Source organism: Vreelandella sedimenti (genome assembly GCF_013416325.1).
Classification (GTDB): domain Bacteria; phylum Pseudomonadota; class Gammaproteobacteria; order Pseudomonadales; family Halomonadaceae; genus Vreelandella; species Vreelandella sedimenti.
On the sequence record NZ_JACCGK010000018.1, the window covers coordinates 50,041 to 71,180 of the forward strand.

Annotated in this window: 20 protein-coding genes; 11 read left to right on the forward strand and 9 right to left on the reverse strand. The window is 55.1% G+C overall.

All coding sequences use genetic code 11. From position 1 onward, the window contains the following. Positions 1 to 1,392 carry an MFS transporter gene (locus HZU72_RS18755; RefSeq protein ID WP_180094861.1) on the reverse strand — a complete coding sequence of 464 codons (1,392 nt, stop codon included), beginning with the start codon at positions 1,390 to 1,392 and terminating at the stop codon, positions 1 to 3. 142 nt (positions 1,393 to 1,534) lie between these two features. Here HZU72_RS18755 and HZU72_RS18760 point away from each other — a divergent pair, with 142 nt between their 5' ends. The 3 genes from HZU72_RS18760 to HZU72_RS18770 are packed head-to-tail and all read left to right on the forward strand — an operon-like array spanning position 1,535 to position 4,338. Then, positions 1,535 to 2,317: a substrate-binding periplasmic protein gene (locus HZU72_RS18760; RefSeq protein ID WP_235976179.1), complete on the forward strand. Its 783-nt coding sequence runs from the start codon at positions 1,535 to 1,537 to the stop codon at positions 2,315 to 2,317. Between the two features lie 6 nt (positions 2,318 to 2,323). Beyond that, positions 2,324 to 3,049 carry a substrate-binding periplasmic protein gene (locus HZU72_RS18765; protein ID WP_235976180.1) on the forward strand — a complete coding sequence of 242 codons (726 nt, stop codon included), beginning with the start codon at positions 2,324 to 2,326 and terminating at the stop codon, positions 3,047 to 3,049. Next, a complete protein-coding gene (locus tag HZU72_RS18770; RefSeq protein ID WP_286903066.1) occupies positions 3,046 to 4,338 on the forward strand; it encodes a GGDEF domain-containing protein in 1,293 nt (430 codons plus the stop codon). Before HZU72_RS18765 ends, HZU72_RS18770 begins: the two co-directional genes overlap by 4 nt. A 39-nt stretch (positions 4,339 to 4,377) precedes the next feature. Here HZU72_RS18770 and HZU72_RS18775 read toward each other — a convergent pair whose 3' ends face one another. Both HZU72_RS18775 and HZU72_RS18780 read right to left on the reverse strand, forming a co-directional pair. Then, positions 4,378 to 4,524, reverse strand: coding sequence for a hypothetical protein (locus HZU72_RS18775; protein ID WP_180094865.1), 147 nt, complete (start codon positions 4,522 to 4,524; stop codon positions 4,378 to 4,380). Positions 4,525 to 4,615: 91 nt separating this feature from the next. Next, complete coding sequence (locus HZU72_RS18780) at positions 4,616 to 6,241, reverse strand: BCCT family transporter (RefSeq protein ID WP_180094867.1); 1,626 nt, start codon at positions 6,239 to 6,241, stop codon at positions 4,616 to 4,618. Positions 6,242 to 6,512: 271 nt separating this feature from the next. Between HZU72_RS18780 and HZU72_RS18785 the strand changes: the two genes are divergently transcribed. Continuing rightward, positions 6,513 to 6,896: a hypothetical protein gene (locus HZU72_RS18785; RefSeq protein ID WP_180094869.1), complete on the forward strand. Its 384-nt coding sequence runs from the start codon at positions 6,513 to 6,515 to the stop codon at positions 6,894 to 6,896. 37 nt (positions 6,897 to 6,933) lie between these two features. On the opposite strand, the gene HZU72_RS18790 is transcribed toward HZU72_RS18785, so the two are convergent. From HZU72_RS18790 to trmB, 6 genes are all read right to left on the reverse strand, one after another. After that, positions 6,934 to 7,827, reverse strand: coding sequence for an AEC family transporter (locus HZU72_RS18790; protein ID WP_180094871.1), 894 nt, complete (start codon positions 7,825 to 7,827; stop codon positions 6,934 to 6,936). Positions 7,828 to 7,893: 66 nt separating this feature from the next. After that, the gene (glnE, locus tag HZU72_RS18795; protein ID WP_180094873.1) at positions 7,894 to 10,866 is read right to left on the reverse strand and encodes a bifunctional [glutamate--ammonia ligase]-adenylyl-L-tyrosine phosphorylase/[glutamate--ammonia-ligase] adenylyltransferase; all 2,973 of its coding nucleotides are present in this window, start codon (positions 10,864 to 10,866) and stop codon (positions 7,894 to 7,896) included. 49 nt (positions 10,867 to 10,915) lie between these two features. Next, complete coding sequence (locus HZU72_RS18800) at positions 10,916 to 11,287, reverse strand: diacylglycerol kinase (RefSeq protein WP_022522083.1); 372 nt, start codon at positions 11,285 to 11,287, stop codon at positions 10,916 to 10,918. A 34-nt stretch (positions 11,288 to 11,321) separates the two neighbouring features. Next, positions 11,322 to 12,797 (reverse strand): D-alanyl-D-alanine carboxypeptidase/D-alanyl-D-alanine endopeptidase, encoded by a 1,476-nt coding sequence (gene dacB, locus HZU72_RS18805; RefSeq protein WP_180094875.1) that lies wholly within the window; start codon positions 12,795 to 12,797, stop codon positions 11,322 to 11,324. A gap of 9 nt (positions 12,798 to 12,806) precedes the next feature. Further along, a complete protein-coding gene (locus HZU72_RS18810; RefSeq protein WP_180094877.1) occupies positions 12,807 to 13,136 on the reverse strand; it encodes a DMT family transporter in 330 nt (109 codons plus the stop codon). After that, positions 13,133 to 13,798: a tRNA (guanine(46)-N(7))-methyltransferase TrmB gene (gene trmB, locus HZU72_RS18815; protein WP_180094879.1), complete on the reverse strand. Its 666-nt coding sequence runs from the start codon at positions 13,796 to 13,798 to the stop codon at positions 13,133 to 13,135. Before trmB ends, HZU72_RS18810 begins: the two co-directional genes overlap by 4 nt. A 221-nt stretch (positions 13,799 to 14,019) precedes the next feature. Here trmB and HZU72_RS18820 point away from each other — a divergent pair, with 221 nt between their 5' ends. The 7 genes from HZU72_RS18820 (at position 14,020) to HZU72_RS18850 (ending at position 21,140) form a co-directional block, all read left to right on the forward strand. Then, positions 14,020 to 15,903, forward strand: a complete 1,884-nt coding sequence (locus HZU72_RS18820; protein ID WP_180094969.1) for a beta-ketoacyl synthase — start codon at positions 14,020 to 14,022, stop codon at positions 15,901 to 15,903. After that, positions 15,900 to 16,394, forward strand: a complete 495-nt coding sequence (gene coaD, locus HZU72_RS18825; protein WP_180094881.1) for a pantetheine-phosphate adenylyltransferase — start codon at positions 15,900 to 15,902, stop codon at positions 16,392 to 16,394. The genes HZU72_RS18820 and coaD overlap by 4 nt, the downstream gene beginning before the upstream one ends. Before the next feature lie 76 nt (positions 16,395 to 16,470). Further along, positions 16,471 to 16,719, forward strand: coding sequence for a YfhL family 4Fe-4S dicluster ferredoxin (locus HZU72_RS18830; protein WP_008957577.1), 249 nt, complete (start codon positions 16,471 to 16,473; stop codon positions 16,717 to 16,719). A gap of 5 nt (positions 16,720 to 16,724) precedes the next feature. After that, positions 16,725 to 18,023: an MATE family efflux transporter gene (locus HZU72_RS18835; protein ID WP_180094883.1), complete on the forward strand. Its 1,299-nt coding sequence runs from the start codon at positions 16,725 to 16,727 to the stop codon at positions 18,021 to 18,023. Positions 18,024 to 18,181: 158 nt separating this feature from the next. Beyond that, complete coding sequence (locus tag HZU72_RS18840; protein ID WP_180094885.1) at positions 18,182 to 19,492, forward strand: short-chain fatty acid transporter; 1,311 nt, start codon at positions 18,182 to 18,184, stop codon at positions 19,490 to 19,492. A gap of 91 nt (positions 19,493 to 19,583) precedes the next feature. After that, entirely contained in the window at positions 19,584 to 20,111 is a 528-nt protein-coding gene (locus HZU72_RS18845; RefSeq protein WP_180094887.1) for an acyl-CoA thioesterase, read from the forward strand. Positions 20,112 to 20,135: 24 nt separating this feature from the next. Then, a complete protein-coding gene (locus HZU72_RS18850; protein ID WP_180094889.1) occupies positions 20,136 to 21,140 on the forward strand; it encodes an ion transporter in 1,005 nt (334 codons plus the stop codon).

The window sequence follows — 21,140 nt, forward strand, 5'->3', positions numbered from 1 at the left end:
TCACTGAGGTAAGGATGCCTCGTTAGCGTTATTAGTGTTGCTATGACTGTTGGCTTCCCAGGCGAGCGCCGCTTCCCTACCACGGCGCTCGTTGACTCTGGCGCAAACCAGCATCGCGATAACGAACAGGGCAACACATAATAGAATAGACGCTTGCAAGCCAATCAGTGTCTGCAACACCCCCAACATGACGATACCCAACACTCCTGCCAACTTATTAGCCAGCCCCCAGAAGCCAAAAAACTCGGCTGATTTCTCCAAGGGTGAAAATAGCCCCACCAGAGCCCTGCTGGCAGATTGGCTTGAACCCAGGCTAAGCCCCGCCAGGCAGCCAACCACCAAAAATACGTACTGAGCCTGCCACTGCAGGTCAAACTGTCCATTTACCCACTGCGTCACCTCCGGCGTTGCCCAGATAGCAATAATCGCCAGCACCCATAGCGTCAGGGTCATTTGGTACGTTCGCTTGGCACCTAGCTGATCCTGTATCCAGCCAAACCCCAAAGCCCCCGCCGCAGCGGTCACTTGGACAATAATAAACATGATATTGCGTACGCTTTCATCCCAGCCGATCACTTGAGCGCCATAAATAAAGGCGAACGCGATGATGATGTAGACACCGGCCATCGAGAACAGCAGCGAAATCAAAAACACCGTCAGATCTTTAAAATAGCGCAGCTCGTGAAGGGTCGTGGTGACGCGGTTTAGGGCAATATGCCGATAAGAGACGCCACGGGGCTGGGGGGTGCCGCGCTCTTTTAGCCATAAAAACGTAGGGATAGCGGTAATCAGAAAAAAGCCGGCTGCAAAGGGCCCCACCCAGCGTATGCGTTCAAAGTTTTCCGCGCTGGCCTCGCCTAGCACCACCAGGGTAAAACCTGCCGCAAACAGCCCGCCGATGTAGCCGAGCGCCCAGCCAAAGCCGGAAATTTTGCCCAGCGACTGCGGCGGCCCAAGTTCAGGTAAAAATGCAGCAATAAATGACTCCCCCATGGAGTACGCGTAGTTAGACAGCACGATCAATAACAAACCGATAACGACGTAGCCCGGTTCAACGAAGTAGAGCATGCCCGTCGTGACTACAGTGGCAAGATAACTAATCAGCAGGAAGCGCTTTTTCTCCGCCCGGTAATCCATCACCGCACCGCACAGCGGCGCGGTAATCACCACCATTAGATAACTAATCGCCAGGGCCAAGCTCCACAAAAAGTTGGCCAACCGGAAGTTATCGCCTCGATCCCCCACAATGACGGTGGTAAACAGCTCGCCAAATACCACGGTAATAATCAAAAGCGTGTAGGCCTGGTTGGCAAAATCAAACATCGCCCAGCCGAAAATTTCTCGACGCGATGCGTAGCCATCCGTCGCCTTAGCAGTGTTAGCAGGCAGCATTAGTTTTCTCTCACAGGGGAAGCCGTAAGGCTAGCAGATAGAACCGCCAAGGCGCCACGGCTTGCGTTGGCAGATTAGAGGTGACAGCCGACCAGCGTTGCTCTAAGTTTGATTGATTGACAAGTAATATGGATAGACTGCGATGGGATTAGTCCAACCCTCTCTACGGCGATTATACCGACAGCCGCTTAACAAGTTGATGGCCATGTTATGGCTGTGGCTGGCAGTCGTCGCAAGTGTGCAGGCGGATGAATCCAGCGGTTTAGCATCACTCACCTTTATTACCGAAGAATACCCACCCTACAACTATATTGATAATCAGCAATTAACCGGAATATCGATTGATTTGCTGGAGGCTATTTTTGCGGCGACAGAAACACCATTAAGTCGTCATGACGTCCGCTACTACCCTTGGGTTCGCGGCTATGAGTTGGCACTAAGCCAACCTAATACGGTGCTATTTTCGACTACGCGTACGCCCGCAAGAGAGGTCAATTTCCACTGGGTGGGGCCGATTGATCAAGATCGGGTCGTACTGCTAGCCCACCGCGACGCACCGATTGTGGTTGATTCTTTGGCGCAGGCGATTGATCGCGGCCTGACCGTGGTGGTCATTCGGGAAGATATCGGCGCCCAGGCGCTTTTGGAAGCTGGCTATCCTGAGCGCCTACTCGTATCCGCTATTGATAACCGAAGCGCACTCAATATGCTAACCCGCGGGCGAGTTGAGCTATGGGCTTACAGTCAGGATGTGGCTGGCTGGATAGCGACGTCAGAAGGTTATCCTAAAGATATTTTAACCCCCACACACACCCTTAGCGAATCTTCGCTATACTTTGCCATCAACAAAGCCACGGATCCACGTCTGGTAGCGCTGATGCAGCAGGCCTTAAACAAGGTGCAAGCGGGACGAGTCGAGAGGTAGTTGACGATGGCTAACGACCTAACTCGCCGATGGCGATACCGCATGGGCGTTGCTCTGATCACCGCTATCGGTAGCTGCAGTCTGCCACTTCATGCGATGCCGCTGACGATCAATACCGAAGAGTACCCACCGTTCAATTATTCGGACGACCAAGGGCAAATAATCGGTAGTGCGACGCGACTGCTACGTGATGCGCTACGCCAAGCTGACATAGAGGCTAATTTTCGGCTACTGCCTTGGGCGCGCGCTTACACTGAAGCACGCTTAAGGGAGAACCACTGCGTCTACTCCACCACCCGCACCCGTGAGCGTGAAGCGCTGTTTCACTGGGTGGGCCCGCTGGTCGTCAATGAATGGGCAGCGTTTAGTTTAGCCGAGCGTGGGCTTAATATTGATTCACTTTCAGGGCTGAACGCTTGGCAAGTGGGCAGCTTTAGGGAAGATGCCGTAGGCGATTACGTCGCCGCTAGCGGCATTAATGTTCTACTTGCTCCTTCGGAGCGAGAAAATATCGCGCGTTTAAAGGCGGGCCTGCTAGATGTGATTGTGACAGGCAAAGCAACCGGTGAATTCATGGCACATGAACAGGACATCGCGCTAGCGCATTTGTTTACCTTTTATCGCGCACCGCTTTATCTCGCCTGCCACCTCAACGTTTCGAAAACACTGCTGGCGCGACTGCAAGCACAGCTGGATACCCTGCAACGCGATAGACAGGGGGAGAGCCAGTGATAAGTCCCCGACCTCGCTTTCCTATGTTGGCCACTGGCGTCGCGCCTAAAAAAGGCAGCCTGACCACTAAGCAAGCGCTACTCACCCTGCTCATTGCTATGCTGATTAGTGGTGTAGCAGGAAGTATTGAACTTCTTAGCCACGCTACCAATATGCGCCAGGAAACCGAGCAACGCATTACTCAACAGTTGGCAGTTGTTAACGGCGCCGCAGCAGAGGCCGCTTTCCAGCTTAACCCCGACCTCGCCCACCAAATCGCCTATGGGCTATTTAATGCTGACGAGGTCGCATGGGTGTCGATTCGTGACGATTTTGGGCGCGCTCTGGCTGAATTTGAGAGGCCCAAACAGGCTGATGCGACTTGGCTCAGCCAATATTTATTTGGCGATATACTGCACCACCAAACCGACCTCGCCTACTACATGGGCAGCGACATGCCGGAAGCGGTCGTTGGCGAGATTGAGCTGATGCTGGCAGAAGGCTACCTAACCCAGCAATTCCTCGCGCGTATTTACACGGTGGTCGGGGTGAGTATTTTAGAGGCGTTTATTTTAAGCATAGTGGTGATCGCTTTTTTTCATCTATTTATTACTCGCCCATTGCTCAAGGTACACGCAGCTATTGCCCAAACCGATCCCAATCGTCCCGGCCAGTGGCCCAAGCCAATGTTGCGAGGACATCAGCATGATGAGTTAGGGCATCTGGTGGATAGTCTGGATCATTTGTTAAACGCGTTTCAGCAAGGCTTGGAGCAGCGCGACCAGCTCCATCATCTCTCTAATATGGATGGTTTGACGGGCGTGGCGAACCGACGCCACTTCGATGAGTTTTACCAACAGCACTGGCACTTGGCGCAGCAAACCCAGCAGCCGTTATCGGTGATTTTTATCGATATCGATAACTTTAAGGAGTTTAACGATCATTATGGCCACGCTATGGGCGACGACACTCTGCGCGCTGTAGCAAAAACGCTCAATCAATGCATTGACCCCGCCAGGGATTTGCTCGCCCGCTACGGCGGCGAAGAATTTGTCTGTGTACTGCCAGGTCAGGATCATGACGACGCAGTGGGCGTTGCCAACTGCTTGCGCGAAGCGGTGCTGTCGCTAGCCATTCCCCATGCTTTTTCAAGCACCCATTCAGAACTTACCGTCAGCATGGGTGTTGCCAGTATGTCGCCCGGTTTTTCAATTAGCGCTGAAGCGCTGATTGAGCGTGCCGACCAGCACCTTTACCACGCCAAACGGCTGGGTCGAAACCGGGTCGAAACACGCAAACGCCCGGCATAAAGCCGGGCGTTAAGCACATATTGCGGGAGAGCAGGTACTTTAAAGCAGCCAGTGAGCAGCCACAGCAGCCAGACCAATGATCATCGCCGTTAGCACCGCCACTGTGACGACCCTATCTAGCCAGTGATCGAAGGCAACTCCTTTAGCCTGCCGTCGTGTCGCTCCATGGCGCCCTTGCCGCGCCATCAGCCTTTTCGCTTCATGTGTCGCTGCTCCCCAACTACCTTGCCCCACAATCGAAGGCTTGGTTACTTTTTATTAGTGCTGATGACTGATGCTAACTATTAATGCGCCGATTGACCACACTAGGTGCACGGCGCAAGCGCTCTTCTTCACCTAACAGCTCGGCTTCAAAGGCGTCCGCACCCACCGGCGTTTCACCATGGCGGCGATAAAGCTGCGTTAGCATCGCCTTGCGGTCGGCGCGTAGTTCCTGAACTAAGACAAACACCATCATATACAAGATAAAGGTGAACGGCAGTGCCGACAGCACCGAGGCCGATTGCAGCCCCGTCAAACCACCCGAGGCAATTAGCGTCAGGCAAATAGCGGCGATCAGCACACCCCAAATGACGCGCTTATAGAGCGGCGGATTGATCGAACCATTATCGGTCATTTGCGCCACGATGTACGAAGCCGAGTCAGCGGAGGTGACCAGAAAAATAAAGATCAGCAGCATCGCAACGACCGACAGCACGCCGGTAAAGGGCATCAACTCAAACATCTCGAACAGTGCTACGGTTATATTATCCTGAGTCGCGGCAGCTAGGCCGATATCGGTACCATTCAACTCCATGTGCAGCGCCGCGCCACCGAATACGCCAATCCATAAACAAGCTAGCAGCGGCGGTACGAACAGCACCCCAAACACATACTCTTTTATGGTACGGCCACGAGATACCCGGGCAATAAAGGTGCCTACAAACGGCGACCAGGCAATCACCCAGGCCCAGTAGAAAATCGTCCAGCTACTCGCCCACTCATTATCACCATAGGGAGAAATGCGCAGGCTCATGCCGATAAAGTTCTGCAAATAGTCACCAATCCCCACCGTGATGGTCTCTAATATCGCCACGGTTGGGCCAGTGAACAGCACATACAGCATCAATCCGATACATAAAATCATATTAAGGTTAGAAAGGCGTTTAATGCCTTTATCCAAACCCGACCAGGTGGATGCCATATAGGCGCAGAACATCACGAAAAGAATTACAAACTGCCAGAAACCGTTCTCCGGCAGGCCAAACACAGCGTTTAACCCGCCATTCATCTGCAGCACGCCTAACCCTAACGAGGTAGCCACACCCATTACCGTGGCGACCACGGCAAATACATCCAGCCAGGAAGCGTAGGGACGAATTTTAGGATTCTTAGCCGTTATCGATGACAGTACGGACGACACCAGTCCTGCCTGCCCTTTGCGGAACTGAAAATAGGCAATGATCAAACCGACAATCGAGAAAGCCGCCCACTGGTGTATCCCCCAGTTAAAGTAGCTGTATTGAATAGCGTAGCGGGCGGCCGCTTCGGTTTCGGCGGTTCTGTCTCCATAGGGCGGCTCAATGAAGTGAAACATGGGTTCCGCCATGCCATAAAAGACCAGTCCGACACCAAAGCCTGCGGCCAGCAGCATGCTGATCCACGAAAAAAATGTATAGTTGGGTCTACTATCCTGGGGACCTAAGCGCACCTTACCGTACTTGCTCAGCGCCAGACCAAATAGAAAAATGACAAAACCAAAAACCGAAAATAGATAAAACCACCCGAATAGTCCGGTAACAGTAGTCAATGCGCCCTCTGCAGCGTTGGCAAATCCTTCTGGAAATGACGCTCCAACTACTACCAAGCCAAAAATAATCACCACCGATGCGATGAATACCGACTTGCCTCCATGATTAGCCATATAACCGTCCTGTTAAATGAGCTCTGTTTAGGTAAGCACAGCGTATTAAGCGCAAGCTTGTACAACTAAACTTGCCTTGTATAGCTTAATGGTAACATTTGAAAAACCTAATCGCACTGTACGTAGAAATTGTACCTAGAAATTGCACGTCGAAACCGTACGAAGAAACTGGCACCTGAAGAATGGCTATTCTACTGCCCGTTACTGCCAAGCAGTGAACTTGCTAGAGCAACTGTGTTCCAATGGGTGCGAATAACCGATGGAGGCTCTCATGCCACAGATGAATCGCGACCAACGCAACGCTGCATGGCAAGCGGCTAACCAATGGCGCGTCCGTGCTGCGCAAACCCAACCCAGCGGAGTGGCGGGCAGCTTGAAGCTGCTGTTCACGTGGCTGGCGTTTGGCGCGTTAATGATAGTCGGCGTGGTACTCGGCCTGTTTTTCTTGCTGATTGGCTGGGCAATGATGCCGTTTATGCGCCATAAAATGAAAAAGCGTATGGAGCAGATGCGCGCCCAGCAGGCGCAGGATATAGGTGGTGGCTATTCTCAAGGGCATTCTCACGGACATGCTTCCTCGAATACGTCTGCGCAAAACCGTCCTGGTCATCAGGATGTCTTGGAAGGCAGCTATGAAGTTAAAGATGATCGTTAATTAAACAGTGAGTTACCTCTGTCGCTGCCGGTAAAAGTTATAGCGGCGCGTAAACCCAGGTAAATGCCGCGGCCAAGGTCAGCGGCATAACGACTAGACTCCCCAGATTACCGATTAGCACTAGCGAGGCCACTTTTTGTGGCGACAGCCTATACTGCTCTGCGACCAAGTAGTTCAACACTGCTGGCGGCAGTGCCGCAAATACCAGCAGCACCGCCGCCTGAAGCGAATTTAGTGGCAGTAGCCACATCAACGGCAAAGCAATAACTAATCCGGAAAGCGGACAAAGCACCGCCCCTAGTATCCCCGTGCGCCAATCGCTAAAGTCGATCTCCAAGAGCCGTACCCCTAACGCAAACAGCATTAGCGGAATACATACCCCGCCTAGCATATGCATCGCCTCCAGCAGCCAGCCGGGCAGCGGCAGGCCACTGATATTCACCGCTAAACCCGCCAGACTCGCGAGTACAATCGGCATGCGTAGCATTCGCCATAGCGAGGTGCGCGGGTTAAGCATGTAAAGCCCCACCGAAAAGTGCAGCAGCATTTCAACGATAAACACTACCACCGCCGCAGGAAGTGCCTCAGCCCCAAATGCCAACACCAGCAGCGGCACGCCCATATTGCCCGCATTGTTGAACATCATCGGTGGAAGGAAGATTTTGCTATCCAGCTTTAGCCACTTTGCCAGCGGCCAAAGTACAAGCCCCGACCCTAGCACTACTGCTATCGCTGCCGTGGCCAACCAGGCGTACTCAGCTAACGGCGCTTGCCTGTCAGCCAGCACGGCGAACACCAATAGCGGAACGAACAGCTCCATATTGAGAGTATTGAGACTGCGAATATCCGGTGTACGGTAACGCCCATAGGCTGCGCCACAACCAGCGATTAAAAATACCGGCAATAGCGTGGCCAGAATATGACCAATCATGCGGGCCACCCTGCCCAATTGCTTTTTATCACTGCTGCTTCCTGGTTATTCCGATAAGGCGTCTGACTAGCTGTTATCGGCGGTGGAAGGTTCAAGAAAGCGCTGCCAGAGCGCGATGACTATATCGCGATGAGCACGGAACTCCTCACCATCGCTGAGTGCTTTCTGACCGGTGAGCGCCGCTCGGTGCGTAGCGCTGCGATAAGCCAGATAAGCCTCGCGAAGGCGCTCCGCCTCTTCCGCTGGTAAGTGCCCACTCTCCGTTAGGCTTTCTAGGATGCGGATATTATCGCTGTAAGTAAGTAACGCAGGCGTTTGGTGAGCAAGCGCTAACACTGCGTATTGGCAGAGAAACTCGATATCCACCATACCGCCCGCATCGTGTTTGACGTTAAAGGTATTGCTGGTGGTTTTACTGCCCAGATGGTCGCGCATTTTCTGACGCATCTTGACCACCTCTTCGCGCAGTGCAACTTTATCTCGCTCACCACCTAGAATATCGCCCCGCAACTGACTGAATTTCTCGGCCAGCGCATCGCTACCCGCCACCACTCGGGCGCGCACCAATGCCTGGTGCTCCCAGGTCCAGGCATTCTGACGCTGATACTCGGCAAAGGCTTTAAGCGATGTCACCAATAGCCCTGAATTACCCGAAGGCCGCAGGCGCATATCCACTTCATAAAGCGTGCCGGTGGGCGTTACCGCGGTGAGCAGGTGAATAATACGCTGCCCCAGACGGGTAAAAAACACTGGAGTATCAATGGGTCGTGGTCCGTCAGTCGTGCCCTGACCATCGCTATCGTGAAGGAAAACAAGATCTAAATCGGAGCTGTAGCCCAGCTCAATGCCGCCCAGCTTGCCGTAACCAACGATCAGAAAAGCCGCTTCCCCGGTATTCAGCCCCTCAGGAACACCGTGCTTGCGGGTAATGTGCTTCCAGGCCATCGCCAATACTGCATCGAGAATCACTTCGGCGATAAAAGTTAAGTAATCGCTTACTTTCATTAGATGTCGCGTGCCCACGATATCCGACGCCGCCACGTGTAGCGTTTGAGCATGTTTAAAAACGCGCAACGCTTCTAGCTGGGCCTCCTCATCATCCTCTGGCAAACGATTCAGCGTTTGGCGCAGCTCATCGGCAAGGCGCGCTTTATCGGCGGGGGTATACAGCGTTTCTGGCGTCAGCAGCTCGTCGAGCAGAATGGGGTAACGTGACAGCTGTTCAGCTATCCATGGGCTCGCGGCGCACAGGCGCATCAGGTGTTCAAGCGCCTGGGGGTTTTCGCGCAGTAGCGCAAGGTAAGCTGTACGCCGCAGTACGGCCTCAATCAGCGGCTGTACCCGTTCAAGCGCGGTATCCGGTGCCTCATTGTCCGCCACGGCATCCAACAGCAGCGGCATTAGTGCATCCAAGCGCTCGAAGCCAATTCGCTGCATGCTTTGCACTTGCCGAGAATGATAAAGGCTATGCAGCCGCTTCAAGGCTTTTTCTGGCTCGTTAAAACCCGCCTCGGCAAGGTGCGCGCTGGCCTCCTGCACTTCTAACTCGCCGCACCAAATAAGCCGCCACTGAGCCAAGCCAAGCTGGCTATCATCGTTGGCCTCATCGACATCCTCTTCGGGGTCGGCAATGACGGCATCAAAATGTTGGCGCACCCGCTCGCGCACTTCGTCAAGTTGGGCTATCAACCCCGGCCAATCTTCATGCCCCATGGCGAAGGCTACCCGTTCACGATCAGCATCGTCGCTAGGCAAGGTTTGTGTCTGGCGGTCTTCCAGCGCTTGTAGAGCGTGTTCGACATCGCGCAGAAAAGCGTAATCGGGCAGCAGCTCATCGACCACTTCCTGCGGCAACAGGCCCAGCTCGGGCAAACGATTGAGCGCAGCTTTTAGCGATGTCACCTGCAGTTCCGTATCGCGGCCACCGCGAATCAGCTGGAACGCCTGCACGACGAACTCAACCTCACGAATGCCGCCGGAGCCAAGTTTGATATTGCTCTGCATGCCTTTGCGCTTTACTTCGCGATTGATCATCGCTTTCAGTTCACGCAGCGACTCAATGGCGCCAAAATCCAGATATTTGCGATACACAAAGGGGCGCAGGCCGGCCAACAGTTCATCGCCCGCGTCCAGATCCCCCGCGACCGGGCGCGCCTTGAGCATGGCGTAACGCTCCCATTCGCGGCCTTGATCCTGGTAGTAGCTGGAGAGCATGGCAAAACTGCCCACCAGCGGCCCGCCGTCGCCCAAAGGCCGCAAGCGCATATCGACACGGAAGGCGAAGCCGTCGGCGGTCATGGCATCCAGGGCGGCGATCAGCTTTTGCCCCAGCTTGGTAAAGTATTCCTGGTGCTCTAACGGTTTGCGCCCACCTTGTGTCTCACCTTTTTCAGGGAAGGCAAAGATCAGATCGATATCGGAAGAGAGGTTCAGTTCCCCAGCACCTAGTTTGCCCATACCCAGAATCACCAGGCGCTGGGGCGTGCCGTCTTTACGTGGGGCAGGTAAGCCCCAACGCGGCGCGTAAAACCGTTCAAGCCAGGTTAATGCCGCTTCCAAACATATTTCGGCAAGCTCAGACACCGCCGCGGCGGTACTCCACATGCTATGATCAGAGGCACGGTTAAGGTCACGCCAGATAATCCCCAGCATACGCTTGCGGCGAAAACGACGGATCACCCGCTGCATCGCCTCTTCGTCTTCGGCACCCTCAAGTGACTCACTCAGCCAGCTAGCCAGCTCATCTCGACCTGGGTTTACGTCCAACTCACCGGCAATATCCAACTCGGCCAACCACTGGGGGTAGCGAACCAAGGTATCCAGCGCGAAGGTCGAGATGGTCAATACTCTAGCAAGCGCCTCGCGACGCTGTTCCGAAAGCCCTTGCCAGTTACTGGAAGGCAATTCCTGCTTGGTCATCTCGGCGACATTATCGGCTTGAGCAAGCGCCTCGCTTAGCCGCTTCCAGGCGGATTGGGTGGCGGTATGTAACGACGCTGGCAGCGTCGACAACGGTAAGAAATCGTCGTTCAATTGCATAACTACCTCGCTGACAGCGCGTCAAAAACGTTCGTTTTCAATCACCTACTTAGCTAAAGAACTTTTCCCAGCCCAATAATCCCCAGGTAAGCCCGGCCATGATCAGCGACAACATCACCGCCGCTGAACCAATATCCTTGGCCCGCCCTGAAAGTTCATGGTGCTCGGTACCAATCCGGTCCACCACGTTCTCAATCGCACTATTAAGCAGCTCCACTATCAGTACAAAAAACAGACTACCCACTAGCAGTAGCCAACTGATAGGCCCTTCACCGATCCACCAGGCAAGCGGCAGCAGTACTACCGTAATGCCGACCTCTTGACGGAAAGCTGCTTCGTTTCTGAACGCCGCTTTCAGGCCTTTCCACGAATAGCGCGTGGAGTGAACCAAATGTGTTAAACCGGTATGCCCAGGTTTCATGCAGATCGCCTCACCTTGTGAGCGTAGAGTTTGTTCAATTCGCTAACATCATTGCTTCTAGATCCTGTGACAACGGATCCAGCACTTCAGACCAGCTTAAATAAGGCGTACTGCCGTTACCATTGACCATGACACTAAACACCCCCCAGCGCCCTTGCGCAGTGCGAAAATAGCCCGCCGCGGCGCGTACTGCAAAAGGTTGGTTAAGCGTGCCAGTTTTGATCATGACATTGTTTTGAAACGTGGAGGAACCTCGCCGAATGAAGCGCATTACCCCGTTAGCGGGTGACTGAAAGGCCGCCACAAAGCTGGGAAACAGGCTACTTTGACGAAACATGTCCTCCAGCATTACGTTAACGCCCTGAGCCGATGTACGGTTTTCAGTGGTCAGCCCGCTGCCACTATACAGTGTTAACGGTCCGTGCCCGGGCAGGCTTTGCGCGTAAGTTTCAATCGCCTGGCCCGCCTGACGTAGCTGCGCCTGGGGTGTCTCGACGAGATCCAGCGCCAGCACGTCGGCCATATAGTTATTGGAGTAGTTCATGATGCGCAGCAATAGCTCTTGCAGTGGCTGGCTGTCCACCGCCGCCAGACGCTGGGCGCTGCTAGGCGGCTGAGACGAGCTAACGCGCCACGGTTCGCGCACCTGTATACCCGCCTGGCTCAACATGCCCATTAGCACTTGCGCGGTCGTTTCGGCGGCATCCCCTGCCCCACGGTAGACATCGCGTGCAGTGGCATTGGTGGAGATCTGCCCCGTCAAGCGCATCACGTCGCCACGCTCATCGGTAATTCGTTCAGCGCTAATCTCCGTACCGCTATTGGCGGGGCGAGTGATTACTTGGTTATCAATGGTGATCAGCGACGTCTGGCTATCGCATAGCCCCACTTGGGCGGGCTCACCCGCGCTAATCGCTGGCGCGACATTAACGCACCAGCTACCAAAGTTAACGCCAGCCGAGGAGAGCGGCGCGCTATAGGCATTGGCAACCCGAGTCAGGGCATTGCAGCGGTCAGTGGTAATACAGTCCACTGAACCAAAGCGCCACTGGCTGACCACCAACGCCCCCTCGACCTCACCCACCCCGGCTAAGTGCAAACGCTGCACCAAGCGCCAAAGGTTTTCAGTGGTTAGGCCCGGGTCCCCGCCACCCTCAAACACCAAGTCACCGCGTAACACTCCATTTTCGATGCTAGCGGAACTGACCAATTGGCTGGTGAAACGGTGCTGAGGGCCAAAACGGTTTAGCGCCGCCGCCGACAAGTAGGCTTTAGTGACCGAAGCGGGCGACAGCTGGCGGTCCGGGGTGATGCTGCCCAACAACGCATTGGCGCCTGCAGCAGCATCCAAAAGGCGTGCTTCTGCGCTAATCGAAAAGCCTTTGCTCTGCAGTTGGCCCAGGCGATTGAAATCGGCGAACAGACTGGTGCTGACACACAGCGCCAGTGTGGCTACACCTGTCACCAGCGACCAGCGCTGCATACGTTTAACAGCAAAAAAACACCCCATTACAGTTCCTCAATGCACATTCATTTTTGAAAACATTTGCAGCATGACCACGCCTGCTACTATCAAACTAATTCCTATCACCGCCGGCAAATCAGGCTTCTCACCGAATACCACTATGCCGACCAGGGTGACCAGCACAATGCCCAGGCCTGCCCAAATCGCATAGGCAACCCCTACCGGGAGCGTGCGCAGCACCAGGCTGAGCAAATAAAAAGCTAACCCGTAACCCACTACCACCACCACGCTGGGTAGCGGGCGCGTGAAGCCCACGGAGGCTTTTAAGGCACTCGTGGCGATCACTTCGGCCACAATCGCCAACACCAAATAGACAAACGTCATGTTCGCTCCAACTCAACGCATAAACGCCACAGAGCCTGGCCACTCTGAGCATACTTAGCTTCGAAAGGGGTTAAATAGTCCCCTTTAGGCGCAATTTCACTCACCGCTGCCTGTTTGCCGGTTACCTGAGCTACTGCCAAAGCAAACTCTTCAACGTAGAGTGACCAGTTGGAGCGCAACTCAAGGCGCCCGCCAAGCGCCAACAGTGTGGGTAAAACCGCATGGCCATGCCAGCGCATTTTTAGGTGCCCCGCCTTGGGATAAGGGTTTGGATAAAGGAGAAAGTGATGCTCTGGCACCCAGCCAGCCTGATAGGCCAAGCGCCAAAAGTCGACCAGATCCGCTCTTACCAGCAGCGCATTGTCAGGCAACTGGCCGTGGTTGCGCCCCAAACGATCCTCGCTGCGATCCACGCCGATTACCGCATGGGCAGGGAACTGCATCGCCAGTTGGCGGGTCGATATCCCCACGCCACAGCCCGAATCGAGTATCAACGGTGCCTGACGGCCCACGAACCACTCCGCCGCCAGGGCGAAACTGCGCTGCGTGTGTTCGGCGATTGGTTTACGTAGCGGATGCGTTAACGCTCGACTCACTCGTCGGGCAAGATCCTGATGTGGGCCTGGCTGATTAGAAACCACTGGTCGAGAAGTATGCTGCATGCCATTACTCGGCTGAAAAGCGTGATTCTATCAGTCTCGAACGCTTGCGGCATGACGCCGTTGCTCAGCCGGTGCTATGATCACGCATAACGTGCTTCTTAGCGTACTTATTAAGCGCATGGTACTAGGCATCACATACCGAGTACTTTTGCCGATAATTGTTATTACCACCACCGCACCACGAGGAACCCGGCTTGTCACACTTACCGGTGATTGTCGGCATGGGCGGCATCAATCCCGCTGGCAGAACCTCTGGCCATCAGGCCTTCCGCCGCACCGTGCTTGATGCCCTTCCTGCTGACCAGCAACGCCAGACACTGGAAGGCTTGGCCGCGCTTATGCGTCTAGTCGAGCACTCCGAAGAGGGGTGGCACGATAGTCAAGGTCAGCCCGTAGAGGCCCCAGCGCAGTCGCTGCGCGATCAGGTGCTGAACCACACCCTGATCCGACGCAACGAAGACCCGCGCTTTCTCGACCCTGGCATGCCGTCAAACCGGCAAGCCAGCATGCAGTTGGCCGAGCCGCTACGCTTTACCCTGCGCCGCCGCCAGTTACCCGAACATCTGCCGGAGGATTGGCAGGTGCGCGACATTGATGCCCGCGAGGTAGAGGTGAGTGTACCTGCAGGGGTGTTAGAGGTACTGCTTCCCGACGCGCAGTTACCCAAGGTACGAGCGGCCGCCCAGCTACCCAGCGGCTTTGACCCTGCAAACCTCTACCGCAGCGTGCACCATCCCCGCGGACTATCGCTGGCGGTATTTGGTGCCAGCGACTGCCTGGGCGCCAGCGGTCTTTCCTGGGAGACGCTTCGCCAGCAGTTGAATCCGGATCATATTGCCGTGTACGCCGGAAACTCCATTGGCCAGCTAGACGATCAGGGCTGGGGCGGCTTACTGAAAAGCCTGGTGAGTGGTCAACGCGCCACCTCCAAGCAGATGCCCCTGGGCTATGGTCAGATGCCCGCCGACTTTTTGAATGCCTATGTGCTGGGTAGCGTAGGTGGCACCGGCGCAGCCTTAGGCGCCTGTGCCAGCTTTCTCTATAACCTGCGTCTGGGTATTGATGACATTCGCGCTGGACGCTGCCGTGTGGTGATGGTGGGTACTGCAGACGCTCCCATCACCCCGGAAATAATTGAGGGTTTCCGGGCCATGGGTGCGCTAGCTGACGACGCTGGTCTGAAAGCCCTGGATGCTCTGGAGCTGCTCACCGACAGCGATTATCAGCGCGCCTGCCGTCCGTTTGCGCGCAACTGTGGCTTTACCATGGCGGAAGCCAGCCAGTTCGTACTGCTGATGGACGATGCCCTAGCATTGGAAGTCGGCGCGGATATTCTCGGTGCGGTGCCTGATGTGTTCGTTAATGCCGACGGTTACAAGCGCTCGATTTCGGCGCCGGGCATCGGCAACTACATCACCCTCGGCAAAGCGGCTGCGTTGGTGCGCGATATGCTGGGCGAAAAATCCCTTAAAGAGCGCAGCTTTTTGCACGCTCACGGCACCAGCACACCCAAAAACCGCATTACCGAATCCCATGTGTTCGACGAAATTGCCCGCGCCAACGGCATTAGCGACTGGCCCGTAGTGGCCATTAAAGCCTTTATAGGCCACTCACAAGGCTCCGCGGCAGGCGACCAGCTGGCGAGCGCACTGGGTAGTTTTGCCCACGGCTTGCTGCCGGGCATTCCCACGCTGGATGCAGTGGCTGACGATGTCTATGCTGAGCGGCTGCGCTTTTCACAAACGGCGCAAACTTTCCACGCGGACGCTGCTTTTATTAACGCCAAGGGCTTCGGCGGCAACAACGCCACCGGCGTGGTGCTATCGCCTGCGGTGACCGAACGCCTGCTGACTCAGCGCCACGGCGCGGCGGCGGTGAACGCCTGGAAAACCCGTCGCGAAACCACCCGCAAAGCGGCAGCAGCCTACTTGGCCCAGGCAGACCGTGGCCACTACGCTCCACGCTATCAGTTTGGTGAAGCGGTGCTGGAAGGCCCAGAGCTGGATATTCACGCTGACCGGATTCATATCCCCGGTTACGACCACGCCGTCTCATTAACCAGCGATAACCCGTTTGGCTGCCTGGACGAGGAGAGCGAGGAATGACCACGCGCAAACTGAATATCGCCGTCTATCCCGGCACCTTCGACCCTATCACCAATGGCCATTTTGACCTGATCGAGCGCGGCGCACGGATGTTCGACAAAGTGGTCATAGCGGTGGCGGCAAGCCCTGGCAAAAGCCCCCACCTCGACTTGGAAACGCGCATGAGCCTAGCGAAAGCGGTCTGTGCGCCGCTGCCCAACGTTGAGGTGATCGGCTTCTCGACCCTGCTCACAACCATGATGTACGAACAGGGTGCGACAATCATTCTGCGTGGCCTGCGCGCAGTCTCCGACTTTGAGTACGAGCTGCAATTGGCCAATATGAACCGCGCACAAAACCCAGAGCTGGAGAGCGTGTTTTTAACCCCCGCGGTAGAAAATTCGTATATTTCTTCAACCATCGTGCGCGAAATTGCCAAGTTAGGCGGCGATATTTCCCCCCTGGTGCATCCTCAGGTCGCCGAAGCGCTGCGTAACCACTACACTAGCTAGCCAACGCCATTGTTGAGTAAAACACTCAGGTATCTATACGCTACCTGGGTGTTAACGCCATCCGCGAGGTATGCCCATGGCCCTGATGATTACCGACGAGTGCATTAACTGCGACGTCTGCGAGCCCGAGTGCCCCAATGATGCGATCTCCCCCGGTGAGGAGATCTACGTCATCGACCCTAATCTATGCACCGAGTGCGTCGGTCACTATGACGAACCTCAATGCCAACAGGTCTGCCCGGTGGACTGCATTCCGCTTGACCCTGAACGCCACGAAAGCCAAGAACAGTTGATGAAGAAGTACCGCATCATCACTGCCGCCTAAGCCGAATGCGGATTTGGGCCCTTGCCTGGCCAATCATCCTCTCCAATATCACCGTCCCGCTGCTCGGGTTGGTGGATACCGCTGTGGTCGGGCACTTGCCCGACTCCCGCTACTTAGCCGGCGTTACCCTCGGTGCCACACTGTTTAGCTTCCTCTATTGGGGGTTTGGCTTTTTGCGCATGGGCACTACGGGGCTTGTCGCACAAGCCATGGGGCGCGAGAACGACACAGACGTGCGCAACCTGCTGGGACAATCGCTGATCATGGCGCTGGTGGTTGGGAGCCTGCTGATTGTGTTTGCCTCACCTCTTATTACACTGGGTCTGTGGCTGTTAGATGGCAGTGAGGTAGCGACTGACTTAGCCCGAGAGTACGCCCATATACGCCTCTGGTCTGCACCTGCGGTGCTCGCCAACTACGCCATTCTGGGCTGGTTTTTGGGCCAACAGAACTCCCGCGTTACGCTGATGATTCTACTGCTCACCAACAGCGTTAATATCGTGCTGGATTTATGGTTTGTGGTGGGTCTGGGAATGACCAGCAACGGCGTGGCCTGGGCGAGCGTAATCGCTGACTACAGTGCCCTAGCATTTGGCAGCTACCTGGTACTACGCCAGCTAACCCGACTGGATGGCCATTTTTTGCGTGAGCGTCTGCTGGCACTCGCGGCTTACACAGCCCTGTTTAACGTCAACGCCAATCTATTTGTGCGCACCCTCGGCCTGCTGTTTGTCATGGCGTTCTTTACCGCCCAGGGTGCCCGTCAAGGCGACACAGTGCTTGCTGCCAACGCTGTGCTGCTGCAATTCATCATGCTCACCAGCTACGCCCTGGACGGCTTTGCTCACGCTGCCGAATCACTAATTGGACGCGCTTATGGCCGTCGGGATTGGCAGGAGTTTGCCGCCACCGTGCGCGCCGCCGCGCGATTTTCATTCTGGACGGCTGGCGCGGCCGCCCTACTGTTCGCGCTGGGCGGCAATGCGCTCATTGCGCTGCTCACCGGCCTTGAAGAGGTGCGTGCAACGGCGGCGCAGTACTTGCCCTGGATGGTCGTCATGCCGCTGATTGCGGTATGGAGCTACCTGCTTGATGGGGTGTTTATTGGCACCACTGCGGTGCGTGAAATGCGTAACAGTATCTTTATTGGCCTAGCCGCCTATCTGCCCATTTGGTGGCTAACCCAGGGACTGGGCAACCATGGGCTCTGGCTGGCATTTATGCTGTTCACGCTGGTGCGCTCTGCGGTGCTGATCGTCTACTACTATTTTCACTACCATCGCCCCTACCGGTTAAACCATTAGCGTTAAAACAGGCGCAATTAACCTCAACTACGCTAACGTAAGATTAAGCGGGCAGCTTCAACGTGAAAATTTACGTACTCCCCCGTATATTAGCTATGCCGTTACACTTCCAAGACCTTGCTTAGCCACTTCCTAATAATGAATAAAGAGAGCATCCCATGCTTAAAATGATCTCAAAACCAGCGGTAAAGCTGGTGGAGCGCTATCTCCCCGACCCGTATATTTTCGTTCTATTGCTGACGTTAATTGCCTCGGCCGCCGCGATCGCCATTGAGCGGCAAACACCGCTGGCAGTATTGCGCTTCTGGGGCGATGGTTTCTGGGGCTTGCTGACGTTCTCTATGCAGATGCTGCTGGTGCTGGTTACCGGTTTTATGCTGGCAAGCTCACCGCCAGTAAAACGCATTCTGCAGAAAATAGCCGGTACTGCGAAATCCCCTGGCGGCGCAATCATTCTAGTAACGCTGGTCTCATTGGCGGCCAGCTGGATTAACTGGGGGTTTGGCCTTGTGGTCGGCGCGCTATTTGCCAAAGAGCTGGCCCGATTGATTCGCGTTGACTATCGGCTATTAGTGGCCAGTGCTTACTCAGGCTTTGTGGTGTGGCACGGCGGTTTGGCAGGTTCAATCCCGCTAACCATCGCTACCGAAGGGCATTTTTCCGCCGATCAAATTGGAGTGATTGGTACCGGCTCTACGATTTTCGCCTTCTTCAACCTCGCTATTGTGGTCTGCCTATTTATTGCCATCCCGCTGGTAAACCGCATGATGCTGCCGGATGAGAAGGATAGCGTCTATGTCGACCCAAATGTTCTGAATGAAGAGCCCGAGCCGGTTGGCCGCATTACTCGTCCTGCTGAACGTCTGGAAAATAGCTTTATCCTCGCCCTGCTGGTCGGTGTGCCGGGGCTGCTGTTCTTGCTTGATCACTTCCTGCTACGGGGTGGCGGCTTAAACCTTAACATCGTTAACTTTATGTTTCTGTTCCTAGCCATTGTTCTGCACCGCACGCCGCGTAATCTGCTCAATAGCCTGCACGAAGCGATTAAAGGCGGCGCAGGGATTGTCATCCAATTCCCATTTTACGCTGGCATCATGGCCATCATGGTGCAGTCCGGGCTAGCAGAGAGCATGTCCGAGTGGCTGGTCTCCTTTGCCACCACCAATACACTGCCGTTCTGGTCGTTTATCAGCGCGGGTATTGTCAACCTATTCGTCCCTTCCGGCGGCGGCCAGTGGGCTGTTCAGGCGCCGGTGATGCTACCGGCTGCTCAGGCCTTAGGAGCTGATATTCCGCGGGTTGCCATGGCGGTGGCTTGGGGCGATGCCTGGACTAACCTGCTACAGCCCTTCTGGGCACTCCCGGTGCTCGCCATTGCGGGCCTAAAGGCGAAAGATATTATGGGCTTCTGCCTGATTCAGCTTTTTATCACCGGCATTATTATTTCCGTCGGTCTGGTATGGTTTTAAACAACCGCCAATGACTGCCCACCGCTCAATTTGCCCAGCATATGGGTGGCGGGTAGTCGTTATTAGTTTCAAGTAACAGCAGGAGCACCGTATGACAGACGCCGAGATCAGCGCTAACGCTGCCCTGCCTGGGCAGCATGAACTCTCCATGACCGTATTGATGACGCCCGATATGGCGAATTTCAGCGGCAAAGTGCATGGTGGCGCGATTCTTAAAAAGCTCGATGAAGTCGCTTTTGCTTGCGCTAGCCGCTATTCGGGCCACTATGTGGTGACGCTGTCGGTGGATCAGGTGTTGTTTAAGCAGCCGATTCATGTCGGCGAGCTGGTTACCTTTCTAGCCAGCGTTAATCATGTTGGTCGCTCGTCGATGGAAGTGGGCATCAAGGTCGTGGCTGAAGATATTCGTAATAAGTTGATCCGTCATACCAACAGTTGCTACCTCACCATGGTAGCAGTGGACGCTGATGGTAAACCCACTAGCGTACCGCCGCTCAATTTAGCCACGTCGCTACAAAAACTGCGTTTTGAAAAGGCGGCACTGCGCAAAAAGCTACGCAAACAGGCAGAAAAAGAGGAACTGCTGACCCAGCAGCATTACCAGTCCCAGGCCCATTAAAAGACCCAACGACAAGGAGTTCGTATGCCCGCCAGGGAACGCTATCCGCACCTGCCTAAAGCGGTTGAATACGCCCATATTGGTTGGGATTTTTTTATTCTGACGCTGGTGGTGATTAACCTCACGCTGCTGCTGTTTGATTCGCTGTTTCTGCTTGGCCCTATTAACCAGGGCATCGCCAACCTCGCCCCCGGTTTTCACACCTTCTACGATGACGTGATTCATAGCCGTTTTATCACCATCGACCTGGTGTTTGTCAGCTTTTTTATCGCCGATGTACTGCTGGGCTGGTCAATCGCAATTGCCGAGCGGCGCTACCACCGCTGGTTCTTTTATCCCTTCGTGCACTGGTACGACGTGCTGGGCTGTATTCCCCTCGCGGGCTTCCGCCTGCTGCGTATTCTGCGCGTCGTATCGCTGCTCCACCGCCTGCAACGCCTCGGCTTGATTGATGTCACCCGCTGGGATATCTATCTGTTTTTTGCCAAGTATTACGACATTCTCCTTGAGGAGCTTTCTGACCGCATCGCCCTGCGTCTGTTGGGCAATGTACAGCAGCAGATACGTGCCAGCGATTCGCTGACCGAGCGCGTCATTGAACGTGTGATCATGCCTCGCAAAGCTCAGCTGATTCATGAGATCGCTCAGCGGCTAGAGAGCACTATCGGCAAAGCCTACCAGCACAATCGCCAATCCATTATGGGGGCAATCAGTGATTTAGTTAGCCGCACGCTACGGGAAAGCCCCGAGATTCAGCGCCTTAAACGCCTGCCCATGGGGCAGCAGGCCACCAGCGCGATGGAAGCATCACTCAGCGGCGTTGCTCAACGGCTAGTCGATGAGCTGCTGCTAGGCATTCATTCGGATGAGTTTAGGCAGTTAGTGGAGCGCACCGCCGACAGCGGCTTCGACACCTGGCTGACGGTTGACGAAGGCAGCAATCGGGTCACCGAGCAGGTGCTGTACGACGTCCTCGAAATGCTTAAAGACCAGGTGCGCCACCAGGGCTGGAAAGACCGCTACGAGTAA